Annotated in this window: 19 protein-coding genes; 8 read left to right on the top strand and 11 right to left on the bottom strand. The window is 74.3% G+C overall.

Annotated features, from left to right (window positions below):
* The first annotated feature begins 42 nt into the window (after positions 1–42).
* A complete protein-coding gene (locus ABZ493_RS14275) occupies positions 43–549 on the top strand; it encodes an ATP-binding protein (RefSeq protein WP_430582800.1) in 507 nt (168 codons plus the stop codon).
* Here ABZ493_RS14275 and ABZ493_RS14270 read toward each other — a convergent pair.
* From ABZ493_RS14270 to ABZ493_RS14250, 5 genes are all read right to left on the bottom strand, one after another.
* Positions 534–1,985, bottom strand: a complete 1,452-nt coding sequence (locus ABZ493_RS14270; RefSeq protein ID WP_430582799.1) for a rhamnulokinase family protein — start codon at positions 1,983–1,985, stop codon at positions 534–536. The genes ABZ493_RS14275 and ABZ493_RS14270 overlap by 16 nt on opposite strands.
* Positions 1,982–4,048: a bifunctional aldolase/short-chain dehydrogenase gene (locus ABZ493_RS14265; RefSeq protein WP_430582798.1), complete on the bottom strand. Its 2,067-nt coding sequence runs from the start codon at positions 4,046–4,048 to the stop codon at positions 1,982–1,984. Before ABZ493_RS14265 ends, ABZ493_RS14270 begins: the two co-directional genes overlap by 4 nt.
* Before the next feature lie 64 nt (positions 4,049–4,112).
* Positions 4,113–5,063 carry an alpha/beta hydrolase gene (locus tag ABZ493_RS14260; protein ID WP_430582797.1) on the bottom strand — a complete coding sequence of 317 codons (951 nt, stop codon included), beginning with the start codon at positions 5,061–5,063 and terminating at the stop codon, positions 4,113–4,115.
* A 2-nt stretch (positions 5,064–5,065) separates the two neighbouring features.
* Positions 5,066–6,247: an L-rhamnose isomerase gene (gene rhaI, locus ABZ493_RS14255; RefSeq protein WP_430582796.1), complete on the bottom strand. Its 1,182-nt coding sequence runs from the start codon at positions 6,245–6,247 to the stop codon at positions 5,066–5,068.
* 252 nt (positions 6,248–6,499) lie between these two features.
* The gene (locus tag ABZ493_RS14250) at positions 6,500–6,874 is read right to left on the bottom strand and encodes an L-rhamnose mutarotase (protein ID WP_430582795.1); all 375 of its coding nucleotides are present in this window, start codon (positions 6,872–6,874) and stop codon (positions 6,500–6,502) included.
* Between the two features lie 110 nt (positions 6,875–6,984).
* On the opposite strand from ABZ493_RS14250, the gene ABZ493_RS14245 reads away from it, so the two are divergent.
* A complete protein-coding gene (locus ABZ493_RS14245) occupies positions 6,985–8,004 on the top strand; it encodes a LacI family DNA-binding transcriptional regulator (RefSeq protein ID WP_430582794.1) in 1,020 nt (339 codons plus the stop codon).
* A 6-nt stretch (positions 8,005–8,010) separates the two neighbouring features.
* On the opposite strand, the gene ABZ493_RS14240 is transcribed toward ABZ493_RS14245, so the two are convergent.
* Entirely contained in the window at positions 8,011–8,724 is a 714-nt protein-coding gene (locus ABZ493_RS14240) for a hypothetical protein (protein ID WP_430582793.1), read from the bottom strand.
* A 5-nt stretch (positions 8,725–8,729) separates the two neighbouring features.
* Positions 8,730–9,089 carry a hypothetical protein gene (locus ABZ493_RS14235; protein WP_430582792.1) on the bottom strand — a complete coding sequence of 120 codons (360 nt, stop codon included), beginning with the start codon at positions 9,087–9,089 and terminating at the stop codon, positions 8,730–8,732.
* Positions 9,090–9,317: 228 nt separating this feature from the next.
* Here ABZ493_RS14235 and ABZ493_RS14230 point away from each other — a divergent pair, with 228 nt between their 5' ends.
* The 6 genes from ABZ493_RS14230 (at position 9,318) to abc-f (ending at position 20,341) form a co-directional block, all read left to right on the top strand.
* Positions 9,318–10,025, top strand: coding sequence for a response regulator transcription factor (locus ABZ493_RS14230; RefSeq protein WP_430582791.1), 708 nt, complete (start codon positions 9,318–9,320; stop codon positions 10,023–10,025).
* Positions 10,022–11,917: a sensor histidine kinase gene (locus tag ABZ493_RS14225; RefSeq protein ID WP_430582790.1), complete on the top strand. Its 1,896-nt coding sequence runs from the start codon at positions 10,022–10,024 to the stop codon at positions 11,915–11,917. The genes ABZ493_RS14230 and ABZ493_RS14225 overlap by 4 nt, the downstream gene beginning before the upstream one ends.
* A 54-nt stretch (positions 11,918–11,971) precedes the next feature.
* Positions 11,972–14,053, top strand: a complete 2,082-nt coding sequence (locus tag ABZ493_RS14220; protein ID WP_430582789.1) for a beta-galactosidase — start codon at positions 11,972–11,974, stop codon at positions 14,051–14,053.
* Entirely contained in the window at positions 14,053–16,458 is a 2,406-nt protein-coding gene (locus ABZ493_RS14215; RefSeq protein ID WP_430582788.1) for a hypothetical protein, read from the top strand. Before ABZ493_RS14220 ends, ABZ493_RS14215 begins: the two co-directional genes overlap by 1 nt.
* Before the next feature lie 125 nt (positions 16,459–16,583).
* Entirely contained in the window at positions 16,584–18,497 is a 1,914-nt protein-coding gene (locus ABZ493_RS14210; RefSeq protein WP_430582787.1) for an ABC transporter ATP-binding protein, read from the top strand.
* A gap of 170 nt (positions 18,498–18,667) precedes the next feature.
* Complete coding sequence (gene abc-f / locus ABZ493_RS14205; RefSeq protein ID WP_430582786.1) at positions 18,668–20,341, top strand: ribosomal protection-like ABC-F family protein; 1,674 nt, start codon at positions 18,668–18,670, stop codon at positions 20,339–20,341.
* Between the two features lie 36 nt (positions 20,342–20,377).
* Here the strand turns inward: abc-f and ABZ493_RS14200 are convergent, their stop codons facing one another.
* Genes ABZ493_RS14200 through ABZ493_RS14185 form a run of 4 tightly spaced genes read right to left on the bottom strand, consistent with a single transcriptional unit; the run spans position 20,378 to position 26,673 of the window.
* On the bottom strand, positions 20,378–23,467 hold the full coding sequence (locus ABZ493_RS14200; protein WP_430582785.1) for a glycoside hydrolase family 2 TIM barrel-domain containing protein: 3,090 nt from the start codon (positions 23,465–23,467) through the stop codon (positions 20,378–20,380).
* A gap of 7 nt (positions 23,468–23,474) precedes the next feature.
* Positions 23,475–24,389 carry a carbohydrate ABC transporter permease gene (locus tag ABZ493_RS14195; RefSeq protein WP_430582784.1) on the bottom strand — a complete coding sequence of 305 codons (915 nt, stop codon included), beginning with the start codon at positions 24,387–24,389 and terminating at the stop codon, positions 23,475–23,477.
* Positions 24,386–25,342 carry a sugar ABC transporter permease gene (locus ABZ493_RS14190; RefSeq protein WP_430582783.1) on the bottom strand — a complete coding sequence of 319 codons (957 nt, stop codon included), beginning with the start codon at positions 25,340–25,342 and terminating at the stop codon, positions 24,386–24,388. Before ABZ493_RS14190 ends, ABZ493_RS14195 begins: the two co-directional genes overlap by 4 nt.
* Positions 25,339–26,673, bottom strand: a complete 1,335-nt coding sequence (locus ABZ493_RS14185; protein ID WP_430582835.1) for an extracellular solute-binding protein — start codon at positions 26,671–26,673, stop codon at positions 25,339–25,341. The genes ABZ493_RS14190 and ABZ493_RS14185 overlap by 4 nt, the downstream gene beginning before the upstream one ends.
* Positions 26,674–26,708 lie beyond the last annotated feature (35 nt).

The raw sequence follows: 26,708 nt of genomic DNA, 5'->3' as shown, positions 1-26,708 counted from the left end.
CCCCGTGGCCACAGGAGGCTGCATGGTTCCGGACGTGCGCCGGTGACGCCGGTCGAGGCCGTCCCCGTCGGACGGCTCGACGTCGTCGGGACGTGGGCCGTGCGCACCGTCGACGACCTCGCGGACGTGCGCGCGGAGCTCGAGGACCAGCTGCCCTGCGGCTGCGCCCCCGCGCGGGTCGGCCCGTCCGGCGAGCTCGGCGGGCTCTCCGGCCGCCAGCGCATGGTGCTCGTGGCGAGCGAGCTGGTGGCGAACGCCCTCGAGCACGCCCGCCCGCCGGTGGTGGCCCGCCTCCTGTGCGACGGGCACGTCGCCGTCCTCGACGTGGTCGACCGCAGCCCCGAGTCGCCGCCGGTCGTCCCGCACGACCGCGAGCCGGGCCAGGGCGGACACGGCCTGCGGCTCGCGGAGACGATCGCCGACGACGTCGGCTGGTACCGCACGGACACCGGCGAGAAGCACGTGTGGGCGCGGTTCGCGAGCGTGGACCGGTCGCCGGTCACCGCGCCGGCTGGCGCGATGACCGGCGGGGCCTACCGCGGGGCGTAGCGCTCAGGCGTGAACGCCGCGGCGACGAGCGCGCGCAGGTCCTCCAGCCCGCCGTCCACCAGCCCGCGGGCGCGGGCCTGCACCAGCAGGTTGCCGATGGCGGTGGCCTCGACGGGCCCGGCGACCACGGGCAGCCCGGAGCGGTCCGCCGTCGCCTGGCACAGCAGCGTGTTCTGCGCGCCGCCCCCGACCACGTGGATCGCCGAGACGGTGCGGCCGGCGAGCTTCGCCGCCGTCGTCACGGCGTCCGCGAAGGCCTGGGCGAGGCTCTCGACGATGCTGCGCACGTACTCCCCGCGCGTGGCGGGCACCGGCTGGTCGTGCTCGCGGCACCAGTCGGCGATCCGCCCGGGGATGTCGCCCGGCGGCAGGAAGCGCGGGTCGTCGACGTCGAAGATCGCCACCGGCGAGGTCACGTGCGCCGCCGCCGCGAGCAGCTCCTGCAGGGTGCTGGAGCGCTGCGCCGCGGTGGACTCGCGCTCCCACGTGCGGATCGACTCGCTCAGCAGCCACAGCCCCATGACGTTGTGCAGGAACCGCGTGCGGCCGTCGACGCCGCCCTCGTTGGTGAAGCCGGCGAGGCGTGCCTCCTCGGTCAGCACGGGCGTGTCGAGCTCGAGGCCCACCAGCCCCCACGTGCCGCACGAGACGTAGGCGACGTCCCGGTCGGTGGCCGGCACGGCGACGACGGCGGACGCCGTGTCGTGCGAGCCGACGGCCGTGACCTCGAGGGCGCGGCCCACGAGCTGCGCGACGTCGGGCCGCAGCGTGCCGAGCGACGTCCCCGGCTCGACGACCGGCGGCAGGATCCCGGCCGGGATCCCGACGAGGTCGGCGAGATCCGTGTCCCACTCCCCCGTGCGCGCGTCCAGCAGGCCGGTGGTCGAGGCGTTGGTGCGCTCCGCCACCTCGGCGCCGGTGAGCCAGTGCGCGAGCAGGTCGGGCACCAGCAGCAGCCGGTCGGCCAGGTCGAGCAGCGGCCCCTCCGTGGCGAGCTGGAACACCGTGTTGAACGGCAGGTGCTGCAGCCCGTTGCGCGCGTACAGCGCTGCGGCGTCGACGCGCGCGTGCACGCGCTCCACGCCGTCCGCCGTCCGCGCGTCCCGGTAGTGGTACGGCACGCCCAGCAGGCGGCCGCCGCGCAGCAGGCCGTAGTCCACGGCCCACGAGTCGATCCCGACGCCGAGGATCTCTCCCGGCGCCTCGCGCTCGGCCGCGGCCAGGCCGTCGAGCACCTGGCGGTACAGCTCCAGCAGGTTCCAGTGCAGGCCGTCGGGCGTACGGACCGGGTCGTTGGGGAACCTGGCGACGTGCTGCAGCCGCAGCCCCTCGCGCCCGCCGAACCGGCCCAGGATGACGCGCCCGCTGGTGGCGCCCAGGTCGACGGCGGCGAGGGTGCCCGCCGTCGACCTGGGCGCTGCCGAGACCGCCGTCATCGGAGGAACGCCTGCGCCACGCCGGCGTCGACGGGCACGTGCAGGCCGGTGGTGTGCGAGAAGTCCGCGGTGCACAGCGCGTACACGGCGTTGGCGACGTGCTCGGGCAGCACCTCGCGCTTGAGCAGCGTGCGCTGGGCGTAGAACTTGCCCAGGTCCTGCTCCTCGATGCCGTAGGTCTTGGCGCGGTTGGCGCCCCAACCCGAGGCGAAGATGCCCGAGCCGCGCACGACGCCGTCCGGGTTGATGCCGTTGACCTTGATGCCGTGCTCGCCGAGCTCGGCGGCCAGCAGCCGCACCTGGTGCGCCTGGTCGGCCTTGGTGGCCGAGTACGCGATGTTGTTCGGCCCCGCGAACACGGAGTTCTTCGACGAGATGTAGACGATGTCGCCGCCGAGCTTCTGGTCCACGAGGATGCGCGCGGCGTTCTTGGCCACGAGGAACGAGCCCTTGGCCATGACGTCGTGCTGCAGGTCCCAGTCCGCCTCGGTGGTGTCGAACAGCGACTTGCTCAGCGACAGGCCGGCGTTGTTCACGACGATGTCCACGCCGCCGAAGGCGAGGACGGCCTCGGCGAGGGCGGCCTGGACGGCGGCCTCGTCGGCGACGTTCGCCGCCAGGCCGACGGCGACGTCGGTCGAGCCGAGCTCGGCGGCGGCGGCCTGCGCCTTCTCCAGGTCGAGGTCGGCGACGACGACGCACGCGCCCTCCGCCGCGAGGCGGGTCGCGATGGCCTTGCCGATGCCCGACGCCGCGCCGGTGACGAACGCGATGCGGGTCGCGAGCGGCTTCGGCTTCGGCTTGCGCTGGAGCTTCGCCTCCTCGAGGGCCCAGTACTCGATGCGGAACTTCTCCGACTCGTCGATCGGGCCGTACGTGGACAGGGCCTCCGCGCCGCGCATGACGTTGATGGCGTTGACGTAGAACTCGCCCGCCACGCGCGCCGTCTGCTTGTCCGCGCCGTACGAGAACATGCCGACGCCGGGCACGAGCACGATCGCCGGGTCCGCGCCGCGCATGGCGGGCGGCTCCTCGCCGCGTGCGCGGGCCTCGGCGGCGCCGCGCTCGTAGTACGCCGTGTAGTCGGCGCGGTACGCCTCGTGCAGCTCGGGCAGCCGCTCGACGATCTCCTCGACCGTCGCCGTGGCCGGCAGGTCCACGACCAGCGGCTTCACCTTGGTGCGCAGGAAGTGGTCGGGGCAGCTGGTGCCCAGCTCCGCGAGGCGCGCGTGCTCGGCGCTCGCCAGGAAGTCGAGCACGACGTCGGCGTCCGTGAAGTGGCCCACCTGCGGCTTGTCGTGCGACGCGACCGCGCGCAGGTGCGGGGCGAGCGCGGCCGCCTTGGCGCGGCGGTCGTCGTCGGGCAGGGCGCCGTAGCCGTCGAGGGCGGCGCCGAAGGGCTCCGGAGAGCCGTGCTCGGCGATGTACGCCGCGGCCGTCTCGATGATCCACAGCGAGTTCGCCTCGGACTCCTCGGCCGTCTCGCCCCAGGCCGTGATGCCGTGCCCGCCGAGCACGGTGCCGATCGCGTCGGGGTTCGCCGCCTTGATCTCGGCGATGTCGAGGCCGAGCTGGAAGCCGGGGCGGCGCCACGGCACCCACACGACCTTGCCGCCGAAGATCTTCTCCGTCAGCTCCGGGCCGTCGACGGCGGTCGCGATCGCGATGCCGGCGTCCGGGTGCAGGTGGTCCACGTGCGCGGCGTCGACCAGGCCGTGCATGGCCGTGTCGATGCTGGGGGCGGCGCCGCCCTTGCCGTGCAGGCAGTAGTCGAACGCGGCGACCATCTCGTCCTCGCGCTCCACGCCCGGGTAGACGTCCACGAGCGCGCGCAGGCGGTCGAGCCGCAGGACGGCGAGGCCCTTCGCGGTGAGGGTGCCGAGGTCGCCGCCGGAGCCCTTGACCCACAGGAGCTCGACGTCCTGCCCGGTGACCGGGTCCTTCTCGATCCCCTTGGCGGACGTGTTGCCGCCGGCGTAGTTCGTGTTGCGCGGGTCGGCGCCCAGGCGGTTCGACCGCGCGACGAGTGCCTCCACGGTCGGGTTGACGGTCTGCTTCGTCATCGGTGCTCCGGTGGTCGGTCCGTCGGCCGACGGACGGGGGTGGGTGCGGTGAGGGGTACGGGGGTCAGCGCTCGTGCGCGGTGCCGACGAGGGCGTCCGTGGTGAGCCAGGCGGCGATCCGCGCGAGGCTGCGCGCGAAGCCTGGCTCGGCGGGCCGGTTGAGGTGGCCGTGGGTGGTGCCGTCCTCGCGGGTCACGAAGACGTCCACCCCGGCGGCCGCGAGCTCCGCGGCGTAGGCCTCGCCGCCCGAGCGCAGGGCGTCGAGGTCGGAGTTGACGATCAGCGTGGGCGGCAGGCCGCGCAGGTCCTGGCCGCCCGGGAAGGCGTAGGGCGACGTCGCCGGGCCGTCGTGGCCCAGGTAGTTGCCGTTCATCGCGCGCACGGCCGCCGGCGGGAAGTCCTTCTCCGGCGGCAGCGCCGCGATCTTGACGGCCAGCTCGGCGCTGGGCGCGGGCAGCTCCTGGTGCGTCACCGGGTACGCGAGCACCACGCTGCGCGGGGTCACACCGTCGGGCCCGACGGCGCCGCCCGGCGCCGCGCCGTCCCGCAGCCGCAGCGACGCCCCCGCGGCGAGGTCGCCGCCGGCGCTCGCGCCGCCCAGCGACCATCGGCCGGCGGGGACGCCGAGGTCGGCGGCGCCGCCCCCGGCGGCCCACGCGAAGGCGAAGGCGACCTCCTCGGACGGCACCGGGAAGCGGACGCCGTCCGTCCCTGGCGTCGCGCCCGGGGCGCGGTAGTCGAGCGCGGGCACCAGGCGGTACTCGACGCTCACGACGGCGACCCCCGCCGCGGCGAGGGTGCGCGCGACGCCGTCGGCCTCGGGCATGTCGAGGTCGCCGTGCGCGAACGCGCCGCCGTGCGCCCACACCAGGCCCGCGACGGGCGTGCCCGCCGGCCGGTAGACGCGCACGCGCAGGTCGCCGTGCGGCCCCGCGATCACGCGGTCGGCGACCGCGACATCTGCCGGGACGGGCGGCGCGATGCCCGCCGTCGCGCCCGCCGCCGTCGTCGTCATGCTCAGGCGCCCCAGCCGGCCTGCTGGCCGCCGACGCGCTCGGCCGCGATCTGCGCCAGGTAGCCGGACGCCGCGAACGCCTTCATGGGCTCGGGGTCGAGGCCCTGCTCGACGCGCAGGTCGGCGAGGAGGCCGCGCACGTCCGTGTTGTAGGCGTCCATGAGCGCGCCGTTGGCGCCGAGCACGTCGCCGGAGCGCTGCGCGGCGTCGAGGGCCTCGGCGTCGACGAGCAGCGCCTTGGCCGTGGCCTCCTGCACGTTCATCACGGAGCGGATCTGGCCGGGGATCTTCTCCTCGATGTTGTGGCACTGGTCGAGCATGAAGTTCACCCCCGACTCCGGGCGCAGCGCGTCGGCCTGCACGATCTCGTGCATGATCCGGAAGAGCTGGAACGGGTCCGCGGCGCCGGCCATGAGGTCGTCGTCGGCGTAGAAGCGCGAGTTGAAGTCGAACGCACCGAGGCGGCCCTGGCGCAGCAGCTGCGCCACGATGAACTCGATGTTGGTGCCGGGCGCGTGGTGGCCCGTGTCGAGCACGACGTTCGCCTTCTCGCCCAGGGCGAGGCAGTGCAGCAGGGACGTGCCCCAGTCCGGCACGTCCGTGTGGTAGAACGCCGGCTCGAAGAACTTGTACTCGAGCACCATGCGGTGGTCGTCGTCGAGCTCGGCGTAGATCTCCGCGAGCGACTCGGCGAGCCGGTCCTGGCGGGCGCGGATCGAGTCCTGGCCGGGGTAGTTGGTGCCGTCCGGCAGCCAGACCTTCAGCTCCTTGGACCCCGTGGCGCGCATGACGTCGATGCACTGCACGTGGTGAGCGATCGCCTTGCGCCGCACGGCCGGGTCGGAGTGCGTGAGGGAGCCGAGCTTGTAGTCGTCGTCCTGGAACAGGTTCGAGTTGATCATCCCGATGGTCACGCCGTGCTCCTTGGCGTGCCGGGCCAGGTCGGAGAAGTCGTCGACCAGGTCCCACGGGACGTGCAGCGACACGCGCGGCGCGATGCCCGTGTAGCGGTGCACCTGGGCGGCGTCCGCGATCTTCTCGTACGGGTCGCGGGGGGTGCCGGGCGTGCCGAACACCTTGAACCGGGTCCCCGAGTTGCCGAACGCCCACGAGGGCAGCTCGATCGTCTGCTCGCCGAGGGCCTTGCGCAGCCGTGCGTCGAGCACGGGCGTCGTCGCCGTCATGTCTCCTCCTCGTCCGCGCTCCCTCGCGCGGTGCTGGTGCGGCCGGCGGGGCGACCGCGTTGAATCGTTTCATAGCCTAGGTGGGGTGCGGGGCGGCGTCAACCGTCCGCTCAGGTTCGAACACCCGCCCTCCGAGTTGTCAGAGCCAGAGGGCGCTATACCCCGCGGTGACTCTGACAACTCGCGGAGCCGCAGAGTTGTCAGAGCCAGGGAGGGGTATAGCCCGCGGTGAGTCTGACAAGTCGCGCGCGGTCAGTCGGCGCGGCGCGCGGCGTCGAGCTGCGACTCCAGGTGGAAGACCTCCTCGAGCTGGACGAAGCCTTCGTCGGGACGGCCGTCGGCGGGCTCGAAGAAGTCCTTCATCGCGGCCTGCCAGCGCTCGTTCACCTCGCGGGCGGCCATGTCGCGCTGGGCTCGCTCGTAGTCGTCGGTGCGCAGGACGCCGACGAGCAGGCCGTCGGCGCCGAGGAACAGGCGGTAGTCGTGCCAGCCGGTCTCGGCCAGCGCCTCGAGCATGTCGGGCCAGACGGCGGCGTGCGCCGCCTTGTACTCGTCGAGGCGGTCGCGTCGTACGCGGGACACGAAACAGACGTGCGTCGTTGCGCCGTCGTCGGTGAAACGGTTCATAGCATGAACCTAGCAACACGAGACGGCACCGGGGAGCTCCGGCCCGGCGCCCAGGTACCTCTACGCTGGAGCCCAGGCGCGACGACGCGCCCGAACCCGAGGAGCAGCCCATGACGACGACCGCCCCCCGCCGCCGCGCGTCGATCAGCGACGTCGCGCGCCAGGCCAAGGTGTCGGTCGGCACGGTGTCGAACGTGCTCAACCGTCCGGACCGCGTCTCGCCGGCCACCCGCGAGCGGGTGCTCGCCGCCATCGACGACCTCGCGTTCGTGCCCAACGGCTCCGCCCGCCAGCTCCGCGCCGGCACCATCACGACGGCCGGCGCCATCGTGCTCGACGTCTCCAACCCGTTCTTCACCGACGTGGCACGCGGCATCGAGGACCGCCTCGAGGAGGCGGACTACACCCTCATGCTCGCCAGCTCCGACGAGAAGCCGGAGCGCGAGGCACGCTACCTGCGCCTCTTCGAGGAGCACGGCGTGCAGGGCGTCATGGTCGTGCCGGCCACGCCGGACGTCGAGCACCTCGAGACCCTCCGCGCCCGGGGGCTGCGCGTGGTGCTGCTCGACCGCCCGTCGCCGGTCGACACGCTGTCGTCGGTGGCCGTCGACGACCGCGCGGGCGCCGCCGCCGCCGCGCGCCACCTCGTCGACCTCGGGCACGAGCGGATCGCCTTCCTCAACGGCCCGCACACCATCCGCCAGTGCGCCGACCGCAGCGCCGGCCTGCACGACGCGCTCGTCGAGCTCGGCCTCGACCCCGCCGAGGCGCTGGTCGAGATCACGATCGCCACGCTCAACGCCGAGGGCGGCCAGTCCGGCACCGAGCAGGTGCTCGCGCTCGCCCAGCGCCCGACGGCCACCATGTGCGTCAACGACCTCACCGCCCTCGGCGCCCTGCGCACGCTCCGCGCCGCCGGCGTCCCCGTGCCGTCCGGCATGGCGGTGGTCGGGTACGACGACGTCACCTTCGCGGGCGAGCTGGCCACACCGCTCACGTCGGTGCGCCAGCCCACCCACCAGCTCGGCCACCGCGCGGCGGACCTGCTGCTGGACCCGGACGACGTCGTCGAGCAGGTGACGTTCCAGCCCGAGCTGGTCGTCCGGGAGTCCACGACCGGCGTCGGCTGACGCCGGTCAGGAGACGACGGGGGCGGCCTGCGCGGCGCTCCCCCGGCGGCTCCGCACGGGCCGGGCCGGGACGTCCCAGTCGTCGTCGCGCGTTCGCAGGACGGCGACGGCCGCGGCGCCCATCGCCACCGCCGTCATCCCCCAGGCGAGCAGGTCCAGCGGGTGGTTCGCCGTCAGGGCAGCCACGAGGTGCAGCGGCTGCGACACGCCCATGACGACGGCCCATGCGGGGGAGACGACGCGCGAGCGCCACAGGGCGAGGCCGAGCACGACGGTGCCGGCCAGGTGGCCGACGACGAACACGGTCCCGGCGAGCGACGCGACCGGGTCCTGGTAGGCGATCTCGAGGATCGTGGCGAGCGTCGACGGCGCGACCCCGGCCTCCGCCCCCGCGACGACGGTGGCGTCGCCGACCCCGGAGCCGAACAGCGCGAGGTAGCCGGGAACGAGGAGCAGGCCTGCCGCCGCCGCGAGCGCGGGGGCGCCGGGCCGGACGAGGCGGAGCACGGCGAAGGCTCCCGGGACGAGGGTGAGGAGGGCGACCAGGGACAACCAGGCCATGAGCTCCTCGGCGGCCGGGGACCCGAGGATGCCGGCCACCACCTCGTCCGGGGTGTCGGTGGTGTCGTACGGCATGACGTACCGGGCGACGGCGACGGCGGCCGGGCCCAGGGGCATGAGCACGGCGGCGAGCACGCGATGTGCGGTCCTGAGGTCCATGGCGCTCACTCCCCTGCCCGTGCGGGAGCGGTGCGGCGCGCCGGCGCCAGGGCCAGGTACACGCCGGCGACGTTGGCGAGCACCGCGACGGCGGCGACGCCGATGACGGCGGCGGGCATCCCCGCGAAGAACGCGGGCACGACGGTCAGGACGGACAGCAGGCGCGCGCCGGCGGCGACCCGGACGGCGCCGCGGCTGCGTCGGGCGAAGGCGGCGACCACGGCAGCCAGGGTGATCACGCCGAGCACGGTGTCGAGCACGAGGACCTCGACCGGCGGGCCCACCTCTCCCTCGGCGGCCGTGGGGCCGAGCAGGGTGAGGGCGTCGAGCAGCCCGAGGACTCCGACCAGCAGGAGCCCGACCACCTGGCGGGCCGGGAACGGTGGACGCGATGCGCCGGACGATGCGCCGGACGATGCAGCAGACACGAGAACCTCCGAAGGATCGGGGCGCCGGCGGCGCCGTGGATCGAGCGTGTCCGAGATGCCGTCCCCCGCTGCAGGGGGCCGCGCCCCGTCCCGGCCGGGCGGTTGCCCGCCCCGTCTGGGGCCCAGCCCCTGTCCGTGGGGGCGCCCTGGCGCCATCATTGACCCATGGCGCCGGAGGCCGCGAGCGATCGGGTGCTCCGGGTGCTCGTCGCGGACGATCACCCGGTGGTCCGGCGCGGGCTCGTCGCGCTGCTCGGGTCGCTCGACGGCTTAGACGTGGTCGGTGAGGTCGCCGACGGCGCCGAGGCGGTCCGTGAGGCGCAGCTGCTGCGTCCGGACGTCGTCGTCATGGACGTCTCCATGCCCGGCATCGACGGGCTGGAGGCGACCCGTCGCATCACCCGGGCCGTCCCGTCGGTCGCCGTCCTGGTCCTCACGCTCCACGACGACGACGACACCGTGTTCTCCGCGCTGCAGGCGGGCGCGGGCGGCTACCTCCTCAAGGGCGCCGGGCAGGACGAGATCGTGCGCGCGCTGCGATCCGTCGCCGCGGGCGAGGCGATCTTCGGCCCGGGCGTCGCCCAGCGCATCCTCGGCTATCTCACCAGTCCGCCGCCCGCACCGGACGTCGCGTTCCCGGCGCTCACGCCGCGCGAGCGCGAGGTGCTCGACCTCATCGCCCGGGGCGCGTCGAACGCCCGGATCTCGACGGAGCTCGGCCTGGCGGCGAAGACGGTCGGCAACCACGTCTCGTCGATCTTCGCCAAGCTCGCGGTGGCCGGACGGGCCGAGGCCATCGTCCGCGCACGAGAGCAGGGACTCGGCCGAGCGGCTCCCGCTCCCACGCCCCGACGACGACCGGCGCAGGGATGACGGCCCGGGCGGCACCCGTCGACGGCGGCGCGCCGAGACAGTTCGGGTGGGGGGCGCTCGCCGGTGCGTCCGCCCTCGTGACGGTGCTCGCGCTCGCGCTGCCCGGCTCCCCCGTGTGGCCGTCCGACCTCCGGGCGGGCGTCGCGGTCTCCGCGCTGGCCTGGTCCGCGGCCGGATGGGCGTGCCTGGCCCGGCCGCGGGCGCGGACGTTCGCGATCGGGAGCCTCGCGGGGGGCGCCGTGCTCGCCGCGGCGTGCGTCGGCGGCAGCGGGTGGTTTCCGGAGCCGCTCGCCGACCGGCTCTGGCTCGTCGCCGCGCTCGGGATCCTCCCCGTCGCGCTCGTGGAGTTCCCCGGCCCGGGTCCCCGCGAGATCCGCGCGATCGCCGTCCCCGTCCTGGTGATGGTCGGCGGGGCCGCCGCCGTCCTCGGCCGGTCGCCCGCCACCACGACGCTCGAGCTGGTGATGCTGTGCACCGTCGTCGGTGCCCTGTGGTGGCGGTTCGAGCGGGCGGACCGGGCCGGGCGCGAGCAGCTGCTGTGGCCGGTCGTGGCGGGCGGGACGGCCGTCGTCGTCGCGGTCCCGGCGGGCTTCCTCGGCACCTCCGCCGTCGTCCTCGCGGTCCAGCTCGTGGCGCTGGTGTGCCTGCCGGCGGGGTGCACGGCGGGCCTCCTCGGGCCGCCGTCGGTCGACGTCCGCGCGGTCGTCGTGCGGGTGGCGGCCACGGCGACGACCGTCGTCGTCGCCGTGGCCGTCTTCGAGGGCCTCGTCGCGGTCCTGCGGCTGCGGTCCGAGCCGCAGGACGACGTCCCGGCGGGGTTCCTGGCCCTCGCGGCCGTGGCGGTAGCCGTCGGGTTCGGCCCGGTGCGGGCCGCGCTGCACGGCGCGTTCGACCGTCTGGTGCGCGGCGAGCCCGTCGACGCCGTCTCTGCGGCGGCCCACGTGGGCTCCGAGCTGTCCGGCGCCGACGACCCCACCGGAGCCCTGGCGGCGCTGCGTGGCGCGCTGGGGCTGCCCTACGCCGCCGTCGAGACCCCTGAGGGGGAGGTCCGATGGTCCTCCGGCGCCGAGGTCGGGCGGACGTACGCCATCGACCTCTCGGCCTCCGACCGTGCCGTCGGCCGCCTGGTGGTGGGAGCGCGGGACGGCGAGAGCACGTTGCGGAGCTCCGACCGCGGCGTGCTGGGCGTCGTCGTCCCGACGCTCGCCCAGGCCCTGCACGCACGCCGGCTCGCCGAGGACCTCGCCCAGTCGCGGGAGCAGGTGGTGACGGCGGTCGAGGAGGACCGGCGCCGGCTGCGTCACGAGCTGCACGACGGCCTCGGCCCGACGCTCACCGGGGTGGCCTACGCCGCGGACGCCGCGCGCAACCTGCTCGGGACGTCCCCGGACGACGTCGAGCGCCTGCTCGCGGACCTGCGTGCCGACACCGGGCAGGCCATCGCCGAGGTGCGCCGCATCGTCGACGGCCTGCGTCCGTCGGCCCTGGACGAGCTGGGCCTCGCGGCGGCGCTGCGGCAGCACGCGACCCACCTGTACTCGGCCTCCGGCGCGCGTCTCGAGGTGCGGCTGGTGGCGGCGGACCTGCCGCGGCTGTCGGCGGCGACCGAGGTCGCGGTCTACCGGATCGTCACCGAGGCGCTGACGAACGTGGCCCGGCACTCCGGTGCGCGCACCGCGGCGGTCAGCGTCGCGGTGCAGGGGGGCGCCGTCGTGGTCGAGATCTCGGACGACGGGCCCGGCGCCGCGGACGGCGCGCCGTGGGCGCCCGGCGTCGGCCTGACGTCCCTGCGCGAGAGGGCGGAACAGCTCGGGGGGACGTTCGCAGCCGGTCCTCTCCCCGTCGCGGGCGCGCAAGGCGGGCGGGTGCGGGCGGTGATCCCGATGGCCTGACCAGAGGACGGGCAAGCGCTTCCCCATTGAATCGATACATGCCAGACTCGGGCCATGCGACGACGCACGACACCGGAGTCCACCCCGACCCCCCGCCCCTGGAACGCCGGCCTCGACGGCCTCGGCTTCGGCGGCGACTACAACCCCGAGCAGTGGCCGCAGGACGTGCGCCTCGAGGACCTCGAGCTCATGCGCGAGGCAGGCGTCACCATCCTCAGCGTGGCGATCTTCTCGTGGGCCACGATCGAGCCGCGCGAGGGCGAGCTCGACTGGGGCTGGCTCGACGAGACGATGGACCGGCTGCACTCCGCCGGCATCCGGGTCGCGCTCGCCACCGCCACCGCGTCGCCGCCGCCGTGGCTCACCCGCAAGCACCCCGAGATCCTCCCCCGGCTTGCCGACGGCACCGTGCTGCAGCAGGGCGGGCGCCAGGCGTACGCCGTCACCCACCCCGTGCACCGCGACTACGCGCTGCGCATGACCACCCGCATCGCCGAGCGCTACCGCGACCACCCGGCGCTCGCCGTCTGGCACGTGGACAACGAGATCGGCTGCCACGTGTCGCGCGACTACTCGGACTCCGCCGCGGCGGCGTTCCGCGACTGGCTCCGCGCCCGCTACGGCACGGTCGACTCCCTCAACGAGGCGTGGGGCACGGCCTTCTGGTCGCAGCGCTACGGGTCGTTCGACGACGTGCTGCCGCCGCTGGTCGCGCCGACGTTCGCCAACCCGACGCAGCAGCTCGACTTCCACCGGTTCTCCTCCGACGCGCTGCTCGACTACTACCTCGACCTGCGCGACACGCTGCGGGAGATCACGCCGGACGTGCCCGTCACGACCAACCTCATGGCGACGGCGCACTGCCGGGGCATGGACTACTTCACGTGGGGACCCGAGCTCGACGTCGTCGCGAACGACCACTACACCTACCCCGCGGACCCCGACCGGCACGTGGACCTCGCGTTCTCCGCCGACCTCACGCGCGGCGTCGCGGGCGGCGCGCCGTGGATCCTCATGGAGCACTCGACGTCGGCCGTGAACTGGCAGCCGCGCAACACGCCCAAGGCCCCGGGCGAGATGCTGCGCAACTCGCTGCAGCACGTGGCCCGCGGCGCCGACGCGGTGATGTTCTTCCAGTGGCGCCAGTCGCGGGCCGGCGCCGAGAAGTACCACTCGGCGATGGTGCCCCACGCCGGCCGGGACTCCGACGTCTGGCGCGACGTCGTGACGCTCGGCCGCGCGCTGCGGGCGCTGGGCGAGGTGCGCGGCTCGCGGGTGCGGTCGCGCGCGGCCGTCGTCGTGGACTACCCGTCGTGGTGGGGGTCGGAGCTGGACTCGCACCCCACGCAGGACCTGCGCTACCTGGACCAGGTGCAGGCCTGGTACCGGGCGCTGTGGCGGCTCGGCGTCACGACCGACCTCGTGCCGCCGGGCGCCGACCTCGACGGCTACGACCTGGTCGTGCTGCCCACGACGTACGTCGTCACGGACGCCGACGCCGCGAACGTGGCAGCCGCCGCCGAGCGCGGTGCGACCGTCGTCGTCACCTACTTCTCCGGCATCGTCGACGAGCACGACCACGTCCGCCTGGGCGGTTACCCCGGCGCGTTCCGCGACCTGCTGGGCGTGCGCACCGAGGAGTTCCACCCGCTGCAGGGGACCGAGTCGGTCCGCGTGGTCGGCAAGGCCGTCGGTGGCGAGGCGACGGCGGACCTGTGGACCGAGAAGACGCACGTCGCCGAGGGCACGGAGGTGGTCGCGTCGTACGACGACGGCGCCCTCGCCGGGCGCGCGGCGGTCACGCGGCGCGAGGTCGGGGCCGGGCGTGCGTGGTACGTCGCGACGCGGCTCGACGACGCGGGCCTGGGCGCGCTCGCCGAGCGACTGGTCGCCGAGGCCGGCGTCGGGCCGGACGTCGTCGCGCCGGCGGGCGTGGAGGTCGTGCGGCGGTGGGCCGACGACGGCGCGACCGGTACCGCGACATCGTGGCTCTTCGCCATCAACCACACCGATGCCGACGCGACGCTCGGCACGCCGGACGCCCCGGTCACCGGTACGGAGCTGCTGAGCGGCGACGCGGTCGACGGCACCCTCGCCGTGCCCGCCGGCGCGGTGCGCGTGGTGCGGGTCGCCTGATGCCGCTCCCGACACCCCGCGGCCCGGTCGGGCCGTACGCGTTCGTGTTCTGGAACGACGACCTGGACGACGCCGGCGTGCTCGCGCAGCTGCGCGAGATCGCGGGCGCGGGGTTCGTCGGGGTGACGCTCAGCGCGCGCGTCGGGCTGAGCCGTCGGGTGGGCTACCTGACGGACGAGTTCCTGCGGCTGGTGCGCGTCGCGGTCGACGAGTGCGCCCGGCTGGGGCTGGCGGTGATGCTGTACGACGAGGCGTCGTACCCGTCCGGCTCCGCCAACGGCGCCGTCGTGGCGCGCGACCCGGCGTTCGCCGCGCGCTGTCTGGTGCCGGTGACGCACGACGTCGAGGTGCCGGGCTCGGTGCCCGGCGACCCTGCCGACGTCGGCTACTGGCGGCCCGCGCTGGGCCGCGACCTCGACGCGCGGCTGCTGGCCGTCGTCGCGCGCCGCGTGGGCGGCACGGGCGGCGCGGGCGGCGGCGACGCCGTGCTGCTGCCCGTCCGCGCGCCGGGCCTGGTGCGCCTGGACCTCGCGCCCGGCGCGTGGCGGGTCACGGCGATGTTCGACGCGGCCAGCGGGGGCACGATCCGCGGTGCGCACGCGGAGGAGGACGACGGCTCGGCGCTCGCGCCGCCGGCGGCGGACCTGCTGAACCCGGACGCCGTCGCGGCGTTCCTCGAGCTGACGCACGACGCCTACGCCGCCGCGCTCGGGGAGCACCTGGGCACCACGGTGGTCGCGATGTTCACCGACGAGCCGTTCCTGCTGGGCCGCGGGCACCGCCCGCTCGCCCGCCCGTACACGCCGGGGCTGGAGGCGGAGGTCGCCTCCGCCCTGAGCGTCGAGGTGGCGGTGGTGCTGCGCCGTCTGCCCGAGCTGTGGGACGGCGAGGGCACGCGCCCGGGCGGCACCGACCCGGACGCCACCGGGTTCGTGCGCGACTGGGACGACGCCGTGCGGGCGCGCCTGCACGGCGTGTACTACGACGCGCAGGCCGCGTGGTGCGCCGCGCACGGTCTGGCGCTGACCGGGCACCCGGCCGAGCCGGACGACCTGGGCACCGCCGCGCGCCTGCACTGGCCGGGCCAGGACACGGTGTGGCGCTGGGTGGTGCCGCGCAGCGCGGCGAGCCGCGACGAGGGCGGCAGCAGCACGGGGCTCGACGGGCCCGAGAGCACGGCGCCGAAGGTCGCCGCCAGCGCGGCCCGCGCCCGCGGCGGGGCACCGGCGGTGACCGAGGTACTGGGCGCGTACGGCTGGCGGCTCAGCCTCGACGAGGCGCGCTGGCTGCTGGACTGGTACCTGTCACGCGGCGTGACGACGCCCGTGCTGCACGCGTTCTTCTCCTCCGTGCGCGGCGGGCGGGCGTTCGAGAGCGAGCCCGACCTGGGCCGGTGGAACTCGTGGTGGCCGCACCTGCCCGCCTTCGTGGGGTACGTGCGGCGGGTGGCGCAGCTGCTGGACGCCGCGCCGCCGGTCTGGTCGGTCGGCGTGCTCAGCCGCGCCGACGCCGTGCCGTCCGGCCCGGTCGTCCGTGCGCTGCTGGAGGCGCAGGTCGACTTCGGGTACGTGGACCGCGACGACGAACGCGCGGCCGCCGCGTACGCCGTCCTGGTCGACCCGGACGACGTGCCCGGCGCCGCCGCGCTCGACGTCGACGGGCTGAAGGAGCGGCTGCGCGCCGCCGGCGCCCCGGTCGTGGACGCCGAGCCCGCCGCGCCCGACCTGCGGGCCGTGGTGCTCTCCGACGGGGCGGGCTACGTCGTCTTCCACGAGGGCGAGGCGCCGGTCCGCACCTGGCTGCGGCTGCCGTCCGTGCCCGACGACGCGTGCTGGTGGGACCCGTTCACCGACGCGCGGCACGCCGTCGCGCGCGACGACGAGGGCCGTGTGCTCCTGGAGCTGGAGCGCCGCCGCACCCTGGCCCTGGTCCCGGCCGCCGGGCACCGCGTCTCCCCCGCCGTCGCCGTCCCGGGGCGGCGCCTCGACGTCACCGGCTGGCGCGGCACGGTCGAGAAGGTGGTCGGCGACCTCCGTGCCGACGCCCCGGACACGGTCGCGCCCGCGGAGCTGGGCCTCGGCGACTGGTCCCGGCTGCCCGGCCTGCGCCGGCTCTCGGGGTCTGTGCGCTACACGGTCGAGGTGGACGTGCCGGACGGCGCGGGCGCGGCGCGTCTCGACCTCGGCGTCGTGGGCGAGGCCGCGACGGTCAGCGTGGACGGCGTCGTCGTCGGGCACGCGCTTGCCGCGCCGTACGAGGTGGATCTCGGCACCCTCGCCCCGGGCACCCGCACCCTCGACGTGCTGGTGAGCAACAGCGCCGCGAACTGGTACGAGGGCGACCGGCGCCCGTCGGGCCTCATGGGTCCGGTCATCCTCTCGACCTCGGGACCGAAACCACTCTGAGGTGTCGTGGCACCCGGTGAGAAACCGCTTCCCTGGTGAGACCGATCCTGGCATGCTCACCGGCGGGAAGCGGCCCTCACGGCCGACGACGATCCAAGTCCTCGACGAGGAGGCCCCCGAACGACATGAGGCGACCACTGTTCCTCACCACGACCCGGCACCCGCATGCGAGCGCACTGATCCGCAGGCAGCGCGGCCTCTTCGCACGGTCGTACGTGTTCCAGGTGGTCGGCGGTGTCGCGCCGCTCTTCCAGGTCTTGCTCCTGCGGTCGGTCATCGACGCCCTCGTGCAGGGCCGGGCCGTCGGGTCGGACATCGCCTGGCAGATCGCGGGGATGCTCGGGCTGGGCCTGGTCGGGGTGTGGTCGGCGTTCGCCGCGCGCGCCGCGTCGACAAGAGCGGCGGGTGCCGCAGTCGCCGACATGCAGTCGGCCATGTTCCGACGCCTGACCACGATGCCGATCCACTTCTACACGACGGTGCGCCCCGGAGCGGTAGTCAGCCGTCTGACCAGCGACGCCATCGGCGCCGAGGCGATGTACACGTCCGTGATCCCGGTGGTGGTGTCCAGCGTGACGACGATCGTGACCTCGGTCGCCATCGTCGCCGTCGTGGATCCGCGCCTGCTCCTGCTGCTGCTGGTCATTCCGCCGGCCGTCCACTACGTCCGCAAGGCCGAGTCGCGCATCAACGAGATCATCAGCAGGTCCTTCGAGGTCACGAAGGAGCTCGCCTCGATCGCCGAGACCTTCGTCAGCCGCGACGGTGCCGTCCTGGCGCGCCAGAACGGGCAGACCGCGCGCGAGCAGGTTGAGTTCGAAGCGAAGACCCGGGTGCTCGCGGGCCTCTCCGCGTCGACCGCTCGCGCTGCCGCGACCTCGAACGCGAGCTACGGCACCGCATTCGTCATCATCACGGCAGGGGCTCTGGCCATGGGCGCGTGGCTCGTGTCGGCGCAGAACGTCACGGTCGGCAGCGCCATCCTCATCGTGCTCTATCTGCAGCAGCTGCAGTCGCCGGTCCAGTCGCTGCTCGGCACCCGCTACCCGAAGCTGCGAGCAAACATCGCGCTGGACCGGGTGGAGGCGGTGCTCGCCACGGACCCCGAGCACCCGGCTGCGACGGCCACCCCTGCGACCGCGACCGCGGACCCGCGACGGCCCGAGGGCGCCATCGTCCCGGCGCTGCGGCTCGAAGGCGTCCGGTATCGCTACCCGGCGGTCGCCTCGTACTCGATCGAGGGGCTCTCGCACTCCGGCGACGCGTTGTCGATCTCGTTCCTCCCGATCACCCGCATGTCGGGACGGGTGGATGGGGAGGACGCCGGGCGCCCGGGCCCCGCCGACGGCCACGCCCTCGACGGCCTCGACCTGACGGTCGGGCGCGGCGAGGTCGTCGCCGTGGTCGGGCCCTCGGGGGCCGGCAAGTCGACGCTCGCGGCCATCGTCTCGGGGCTCGTGGCACCGGACGAGGGCGCCGTCGAGGTCGACGGACTCACGGTCGCCGACCTCGACGAGCACCGGCGCGCCGCCCTCGTCGCGTACATCCCGCAGGAGACGTACGTGCTGCACGCGAGCGTTCGCGACAACCTCCGGTACGCGAACCCGGACGCCACTGACGACGAGCTGACGGAGGTGTGCGCCAAGGTCGACCTCGCCGACCTCGTCGGTCGGCTCGAGGACGGGCTCGACACCGTGATCGGCGAGAAGGGACACCGCCTGTCCGGAGGCGAGCGGCAACGGTTGGCCATCGCCAGGGCGGCACTCAAGCGTCCCGCCCTGGTGGTGCTGGACGAGCCCACCGCTCATCTCGACACCGCCACCGAGTCCCGGGTCCGGGCGTCGATGGGCCAGCTCTTCGGCGGTGCCGGCGTGCTGATGATCGCCCATCGCCTGTCGACCGTCCGCGACGCGGACCGCATCGTCGTGCTCGACGGCGGGCGGATCGTCCAGGCCGGCCGACACGAGGAGCTCGCCAAGGAGGAGCACGGCAGGTACCGGTTGCTGCTTGCCGCCGGAGCCCAGGAACTGGCGTCCTGATCGCTGCGTGGTTTCAGGATCGGAATCCGTGCCGACACGGCGCCCACGACAATCTGCTGGTGGCCGCGTGCCGTCGTGCGTAGGGTGCACGGCCATGGGAACTCTGTGAGCGCACGCGCGACCGCCGTCCTCCACGATCGCCGACGCCGGCGACGGAAGGAGTCCCGCCCGTGGACCCGTCACAGCTCACCCTCACCGACATCACCCTGCGCTACGCCGACCGCGTGGTGCTCGACCGCCTGTCCCTGACCGTCTCCCCCGGAGAGCGCGTCGGCGTGGTCGGCGACAACGGCTCCGGTAAGAGCACGCTGCTGGCCGTCGTCGCCGGCGTGCTGGCGCCGCAGGACGGCACACGCGTCGTGCGCGCGCCGGGCGGCGTCGGCCACCTGCCGCAGACGCTCGACCTGCCTCCTGCCAGCAGCGTCGCCGACGCGATCGACCACGTGCTGGCGGACGTGCGCGCGCTCGCGGCGGAGGCCGCCGCGCTCGAGGACCGGCTCGGGTCGCTCGACGACGCCGCGCTCGACGACGCCCTGCGCCGGTACGCGGAAGTCACCGCCCGCTTCGACGCCCGCGACGGGCGCGGGGCCGACCGCCGCGTCGACGTCGCGCTGCACCGCCTCGGGCTGCCCGGCCTGGACCGCGGCCGGGCGCTCGGCACCCTGTCGGGTGGCGAACGCTCGCGCCTCGCGCTGGCGGCGACGCTCGCCGCCGACCCGGAGCTGCTGCTGCTCGACGAGCCGACCAACGACCTCGACGACGACGCTCTCGACTGGCTCACCGAGCGGCTGCGGTCGCACGACGGCACCGTCGTCGCCGTCACCCACGACCGCGCGTTCCTCGCGGACCTCACGACGACGCTCGTCGAGGTCGACGGCGGGCGCGCGCGGCGCTACGGCACCGGCTGGTCGGGCTACCTCGCCGCGAAGGAGGCCGAGCGCGAACGGCTGCGGCTGGCGTACGAGCGATGGCGCGCGGACCTCGACCGGCAGCGGAAGATCGCGGCGACCAACGTCGAGGCGATGGAGCAGATCCCGCGCAAGGTCCCCATCGCGTCGTTCGGGTCGGGGGCGTTCCGGCTGCGGTCGCGGGCGCACGGCGCCACCGGGCGCATCCGCAACGCCAAGGAGCGGGTGCGGCGGCTCACCGACGAACCGGCCGCGCGGCCCGCCGACCGCGCCGTGTTCCGGACGGACGTCGCCACGGCCGTACCCGTCGGCAGCGATGATGGCGAACGGGGCGGCGAAGGGACGGTCGAGCTCCACGGGGTCGAGGTGCACGGGCGACTCTCGGTCCCCCGCCTCACGGTGGCCGCGGGCGAGCACGTGCTGGTGACCGGGCCGAACGGCGCGGGCAAGAGCACCCTGCTCGGGGTGATCGCGGGCGAGGTCTCGCTGGACGCCGGGGCCGCGAGCAGCGCGGGCGTCGTCGGGCACCTGCGGCAGACGGCCGCGCTCGCCTCGGACGACGGCCGCACCGTGCTGCACGCGTTCGCGGCCGGGCGCCGCGGCGACCTGGAGGAGCACGCGGAGGCGCTGCTCGCGACGGGCCTGTTCCGCCCGGACGACCTGCCCCGGCCGGTGCGCGAGCTGTCCCAGGGGCAGCGTTCGCGCCTCGAGCTCGCGCGCGTCGTCACCACCACGACGGACGTGCTGCTCGTGGACGAGCCGACCAACCACCTGTCCCCCGCGCTCGTCGAGGAGCTGGAGCGGGCGTTCGCGGAGTTCGACGGCACCCTCGTCCTCGTCTCCCACGACCGTCTCATGCGCGAGCGCTTCCGCGGCCGGCGCCTGGTGCTCGACGACGGCGCGATCGTCACCGACTCCGCCACCCTGCCGAGATAGAGATCCCGACCCGGGTTCTCTATCTCGGCACGACCGTCACAGGGCTCGCCAGCGCAGCTCGAGCGTGCGGGCCTGCGGGCGGAGCATCGCCGTCGGCCAGACGTCGGGTCCGCAGGCACGCGAGCCCAGGCCGTGCTGGGCGGCGTCCACGTACAGGTGGTGCCGCTCGGGCACGGGCAGCTCGTGCGGGTGCGCCGCCGCGGAGAGCTCGTGGGCCGAGTGCCGGGCGAGCGTGAACCCGGGCAGGCGGCCGCGCGCGTCCCGGGCCGCCGTCAGCCGCGCCCACGGCTGCCCGCCGCGCTCCAGCACGAGCTCGCGCACCTCGGACCGGTGGCCCGACTCCTGGGGCCGCGCGTACGGCACCGACAGGTCGTCGATCCCCGCGCGATGGCGGCCCACCACGACCGAGGAGCGGACGTCCGGGTACGAGTCGTGCGGACCTAGCCCGAACCACCCGGCGCCGTCGACGTCGGTCGGCAGCTCCAGGTGCACGCCGATGCGCGGCCACACGTCGTCCCAGTCGTCGTCGGGGGTCAGGACGACGCGCAGCACGGCCTCGACGACGCCGTCCGCGGCCCGCTCGGCGGTCCACGTCTCCTCGACGTCGATCGTCCTGCGGCTCTGCGCCGCGGACACCCGCCGCAGCACCCGCAGGCGGTCGGCCGTCTGCTCGACGGCGACGGTGCGGTGCGTGAGCCGGTCCAGGCCCTGGCGGCGCCAGCGGTCGGCGACCGGCGGCGCGGGGGTGCCGCGCCACGGCAGGGTCGTGGGGTCGTCGGCGTCGTAGCTGCCCATCGCGGCGCCGCGGTCGTTGTCGGTGGGCGCGCGCCACAGCTCGACGCGAGGCGCGGACACGTCCGCGCCGGCGAGCGCGACCAGCTCCGGGCCGCGGAACGCGACCGGCGCGTCCGCGAGCGCCACGGCCGGACGACGCCGCGCACGGACCGCCGCCGGTGCGGGCAGCGCCCACTGGTCGCGCGCGACGACGTGCCCGGCGTCGGCCCACGACGCCGCCTCGCGCAGCGCGAGCTCGACGGTGAGGAACGCCTCGGCGCCCGGGCCCGCCTCGGGCAGCAACGCCGGGTCGAGCAGCCCGACGACGGCCCGCTCCCCCGCCGCGACGGGCGCGCCGTCGTCGTCCGCCACCGCGGCCTCGCCTGAGGCGACCACCTCGCCGTCGTGCTCGACCCGCCAGCGCAGCACGAGGTCGGCGGTGTCCGCGGTGTGCCGACGGTTCCAGACCTCGACGACCCCGGACGCCGCGCCCCCGGACGGTCGCACGACGACCGGCCGCTCGACGTGCCAGAACTCGAGCAGCCCGGGGCTGGGGGTGTCGTCGGACAGCACCATGCCGTCCATGACGAAGTTCCCGTCGTGCACGACCTCGCCGAAGTCGCCGCCGTACGCGAAGTACTCGGTGCCGTCCGCCGTCGTGGTGCGCAGCCCGTGGTCGCGCCACTCCCAGACGAACCCGCCGTGCAGCCGCGGGTGTGTGTCGACGAGCGCGCGGTACTGGTCGAGCGCGCCGGGGCCGTTGCCCATGGCGTGCGCGTACTCGCACAGCAGGAACGGCTTGGACCGCTGCCGGGCGGAGTCGGCGATGCTGCAGCCGAGCAGCGGCGACAGGTCGTCGCCGCCGATCGACGCCGTCTCCGGCACCGTCGAGTACATCCGCGAGTAGACGTCGGTGTACTCGCCGGCGTAGTCGCCCTCGTAGTGCACGGGCCGCGACGGGTCGCGGTGGTGCACCCACTCGGCCATCGCGGCGAGGTTGCTGCCCGTGCCGGACTCGTTGCCGAGCGACCACAGCACGATGCTCGCGTGGTTCTTGTCGCGCTCCACGGTGCGCCGCACGCGGTCCAGGTACGCCTCGCGCCAGCGCGGGTCGTCGCTGGGGTTGCCCACCCAGCCGCCGGCCTCGAAGCCGTGCGTCTCCAGGTCGGTCTCGAGGATCACCCACAGGCCCAGCTCGTCGGCCAGGTCCAGGACGCGCGGGTGCGGCGGGTAGTGGCTGGTGCGGATGGCGTTGACGTTGTGCTGCTTCATCCGCGCGAGGTCGGCGCGGGCGTGCTCCTCGTCGAAGACGCGCCCGCGGTCGGGGTGCGTCTCGTGCCGGTTCATCCCGGAGAACACGACCCGGCGACCGTTGACGAGCAGCAGGTCGCCCACGATCTCCACCCGCCGGAACCCGACCCGCAGCGACACAGTCTCGCCCGCCGACGCGACCGTCACGTCGTACAGGTTCGGTTCCTCCGCGGACCACGGCTCGACGTCGCCCACGGCGACGGGCGCGACGTCCCCGGGCACCGCCCACGCGACGTCGACCCCGAGCTCGGGCACCCGCAGCCGCACGGGGAACGCGGCGGCGTCGGCCCGCACCTCCGGCACGAGCACGCCCTCCCCCGTGGCCGGGTCGTAGTCCGCGTCGAGCCACACGTCGTCGAGCGCCCCGGCGGGCCGGTGCAGCAGGGCGACGTCGCGGAAGATGCCGGGCAGCCACCACTGGTCCTGGTCCTCGAGATAGCTCGCGGCCGACCACTGCACGACGCGCACGGCCACGGTGTTCGTGCCCGGGCGCACCGCGTCGGTCACGTCGTACTCGTGCGCGAGCCGGCTGCCGGACGCCGAGCCGATCTCCTCGCCGTTCACCCACACCGTGAAGAAGGACTCCACGCCATCGAACCGCAGCAGCACGCGGCCGCCCTCGGTCCACGACGCCGGCACGTCGACCTCGCGGCGGTAGTCCCCGGTCGGGTTCTCGTCCGGCACGTGCGGCGGGTCCACCGGGAACGGGAACTGCACGTTGGTGTAGATCGGGCGGCCGTACGCGCCGTCGCCCTCCAGCACCCAGTGCGCGCGCACGGGGAGCTCGCCCCACCGGGCGTCCGCGGACGTCGCGTAGCCGGGCCGCGCGAAGTCCGCGGTCCCTTCGCCGTCGGGCAGGACGCCGACGTTCAGGACACCCTGTGCGCCCGGGGAGCCGGGGACGCCCTGAAGGAGGCGGAAGTCCCACGTGCCGTCGAGGGAGAGGCGGGGTGCGTCCCCGGCGGGCGCGGACCGCGGCGGCTCGACCCGCCCCGACCAGGGCGTGGCGTGTTCGTGCGGGAGCGGGGAGAGCAGGGTCATGCGGCGATCATGCCTTCACGGCGCCTTCCGTCAGGCCGCCGCGCCAGAACCGTTGCAGCACGATCATGGCGACGGCGAGCGGGATGACCGAGAGCAGCACGCCCCCGGTGGTGAGCTCGTAGAACTCGGGCAGCCGGTCGGTCTGGCTGTTCCAGTTGTTGAGCCCGAGGGTGATCGGGTAGAGGTCCTGGTCGCTCAGCATCACGAGCGGCAGGAAGTAGTTGTTCCAGATGCCGACGATCTGGAAGAGGAAGACCGTCACGAGGGCCGGCGTCATGATCCGCAGCCCCAGGGTGTGGAAGATCCGCAGCTCCCCCGCGCCGTCGATCCGCGCGGCCTCGACGAGCGAGGAGTCCACGGTGGCGTCCGCGTAGATGCGGCACAGGAAGAAGCCGAACGGCGACACCAGCGACGGGATCAGCACGCTCCAGTACGTGTTGGCGAGGCCGAGCTGGCTGAACAGCAGGAACAGCGGCAGGGCGGTGGCCGTGCCGGGCACGAGCACCCCGCCGAGCACGAGCCCGAAGATAAGGTTGCGGCCCTTGAACTGGTACTTGGCCAGGGCGTACCCGCCCGCCGCCGCGAGGTACGTGGCGATCAGGCCGCCCACCCCGGCGTACAGCACGGAGTTGGCGAACCAGCGGATGAAGACGCCGTTGCCGTAGGTGAGCACGGCGGCGAGGTTGTCGAACAGCGCGAAGCTGTTGCCGAACCAGAATCCGTTGGTGCCGAACAGGTCGTCCGTCGTCTTCGACGCGGCGACGACCACCCAGTAGACGGGCACGAGGAAGTAGATCGCGACGACGGCGAGGATCGCGGTGACAAGGATCGTCGTCGCGGGGCGCCGGCCGCGGCCGCCCGGGGTCGCGGCCGGGAGGTCCGGCGCGTCGGTGCGGTGCGGCGCTGTGGAGACGGCGGTCATCGCGAGCTCCTGTTCGTCAGCCGGAGGAAGAGGAAGGACAGCGCGAACGCCACGAGCGCGATGAGCACGGACTGGGCGGCGGCGACGTTGTAGTCGTTGTAGGCGAAGGCGGTCGTGTACGCCGACAGGTTCGGCGTGTACTGCGAGTCGATCGCGGGCGACACGGTCTGCAGCAGCTGCGGCTCGGCGAAGAGCTGCAGCGTGCCGATGATCGAGAACACGGTGGTGAGCACCAGCGCCGGGCGGATCAGCGGGAGCTGGATGCTCCACGCCGTGCGCCACGGCCCGGCGCCGTCCACGCGCGCCGCCTCGTACATCTCCGGCGGGATGGCCTTGAGCTGGGCCACGATGATGAGCATGTTGTAGCCCGCGTACGTCCAGGTGACGATGTTCGCGATCGACCACAGCACCGTCCCCGCGCCGAGGAAGTCGGGCGTGAACCCGAACAGCGTCTCGGTGAGGTCGATGATCGGGCTCAGGCCGGGCACGTAGAGGAACGACCAGAGGATGGTCGCGATGACGCCCGGGATCCCGTATGGCAGGAAGTACGTGGCGCGGAAGAAGCCCGGCCAGCGCGCCGACGCCGACTCGAGCAGCAGGGCCAGCACCGTCGCGGCGACGATCATCACCGGCACCTGCACGACGCCGAACAGCAGCATCCGCCAGATCGACGCGACGAAGTTCCCGTCCTCCAGGGCGATCCGGTAGTTCTCGAACCAGGCGAACCCGGTCGTGACGCCCTGCTCGCCGAACAGCCCGGCGCGCGTGACGGTGGTGAAGCTCTGCCCGATCGCCACGATGATCGGCAGCACGAACGTCAGCAGGAACAGCAGGAGGAACGGGCCCACCAGGATCCAGGGCGCGCGCCCGACGGCGGTGCTGCGCTTCCTCGCGGGGCGTGCGGCGGCGGTGCCCGAGGCCCCGCGGGTCGACGTGCTGGTCTGCGCGGTCATCGCTCCGCCCTCCGGATCGTCAGGCCCTTCTGGCGGAACACCTCGATGGTCCGGTCCTCGGCGGCGACGACGGCGTCCACGAGCGTGCCGCCCGTGGCCTTGCGCCGGAACCCGTCGCCGAGGATGTTGAACGTCTGCTGCGTGATGGGCCACCACTGCCAGTCGGGGTTCTGCTCCTGCGTGGCCGGTTGGAAGACCTCGGTGTTGTAGCGCTGCCCGCCGAAGAACTCGCTCGGTTCCTCGCGCGCCGCGCCGATGTAGTCGCGGGCCGGCGACCACCCGATCCCGGAGTACTTGATCATCGCGTCGATGCCCTCCGGGTCGGTGTTCATCCAGACGGCGAACTCCATCGCCTCCTTCGGGTGCGCGCTGTTCGCCAGCACCGCCGACGTCGAGCCGCCGATGAACGACGACCCGAAGCCGTGGTCCCAGCGCGGGGTGGGCGCCACGCGCCACTTGCCCTCCGCGCCGCTCACGCTCTGCAGCAGCGCGTCGCCCCAGCTCGCGCCCACCAGGGACGCGATCTGGTCGTGCGCCGCGGCGGCGTACCAGCCGGGCGTGTACGGGTTGGCGGCCGTGGTCACCAGGTCGTCGTCGATCACCTGGTCGAAGAAGCGCGCGACGTCGAGCGTGACCTCCCCGGCCATGTCGATGACCCAGCCGTCCTCGGCGCTGCGCAGCCACGTGGCCCCGGCCTGCATGGCGTGGGCGGTGAACACGGACGTGTCGTCGAGCGGGAACGAGTCGATATAGGCGCCGATCTCGCGGAACGCGGGGGCGACCTCCGCCCACTGCGCCCACGTGGTGGGGACCTCGGCGCCCACCTGCTCGTAGAGGTCAGGCCGGTAGTACATGCCCACCGGGCCGGAGTCCTGCGGGATGCCGTAGACGCCGCCGGCGAAGCTCACCTGGCTCCACAGCGTCTCGTCGAACTTGTCCGCGTGCTCGGAGACGCCGTACCGCTCCAGGTCGACGAGCCCGTTGACCAGCATGAACTCCGGCACGGTGCGCATCTCCACCTGCGCCAGGTCGGGCCCGCCGCCGGCCGCGAGCGCCGAGTACATCTTCTGGTAGCCGCCGTCGTTGCCGCCGGGGATCCAGGAGACCTGGACCTGGACGTCCGGGTTCTTCGCGTTCCAGATGTCGGCGACCTTCTGCAGGTCCTTGAGCCACGCCCAGTACGTGAGCGTGACCTTCTCCCCTGCCGCCGCCGGCACCACCGGCTGGGCGTTGACCGACGTCGTGCCGGGTGTCGCGCACCCGGCGAGCAGCGCCGACGCTCCCCCGGCGAGCCCCCAGCCGAGGAGCTCCCGTCTCGTGACCTGTCGCATCCGTCCCCACTTCGTCGTGACGTCGGCCGGGGCGG

It is taken from the genome of Isoptericola sp. NPDC019482 (assembly GCF_040632295.1).
In the GTDB taxonomy this organism is placed as follows: domain Bacteria; phylum Actinomycetota; class Actinomycetes; order Actinomycetales; family Cellulomonadaceae; genus Isoptericola.
Note: the sequence above shows the minus strand (reverse complement) of the source record. Positions and strands in the feature narration are given on the sequence as shown.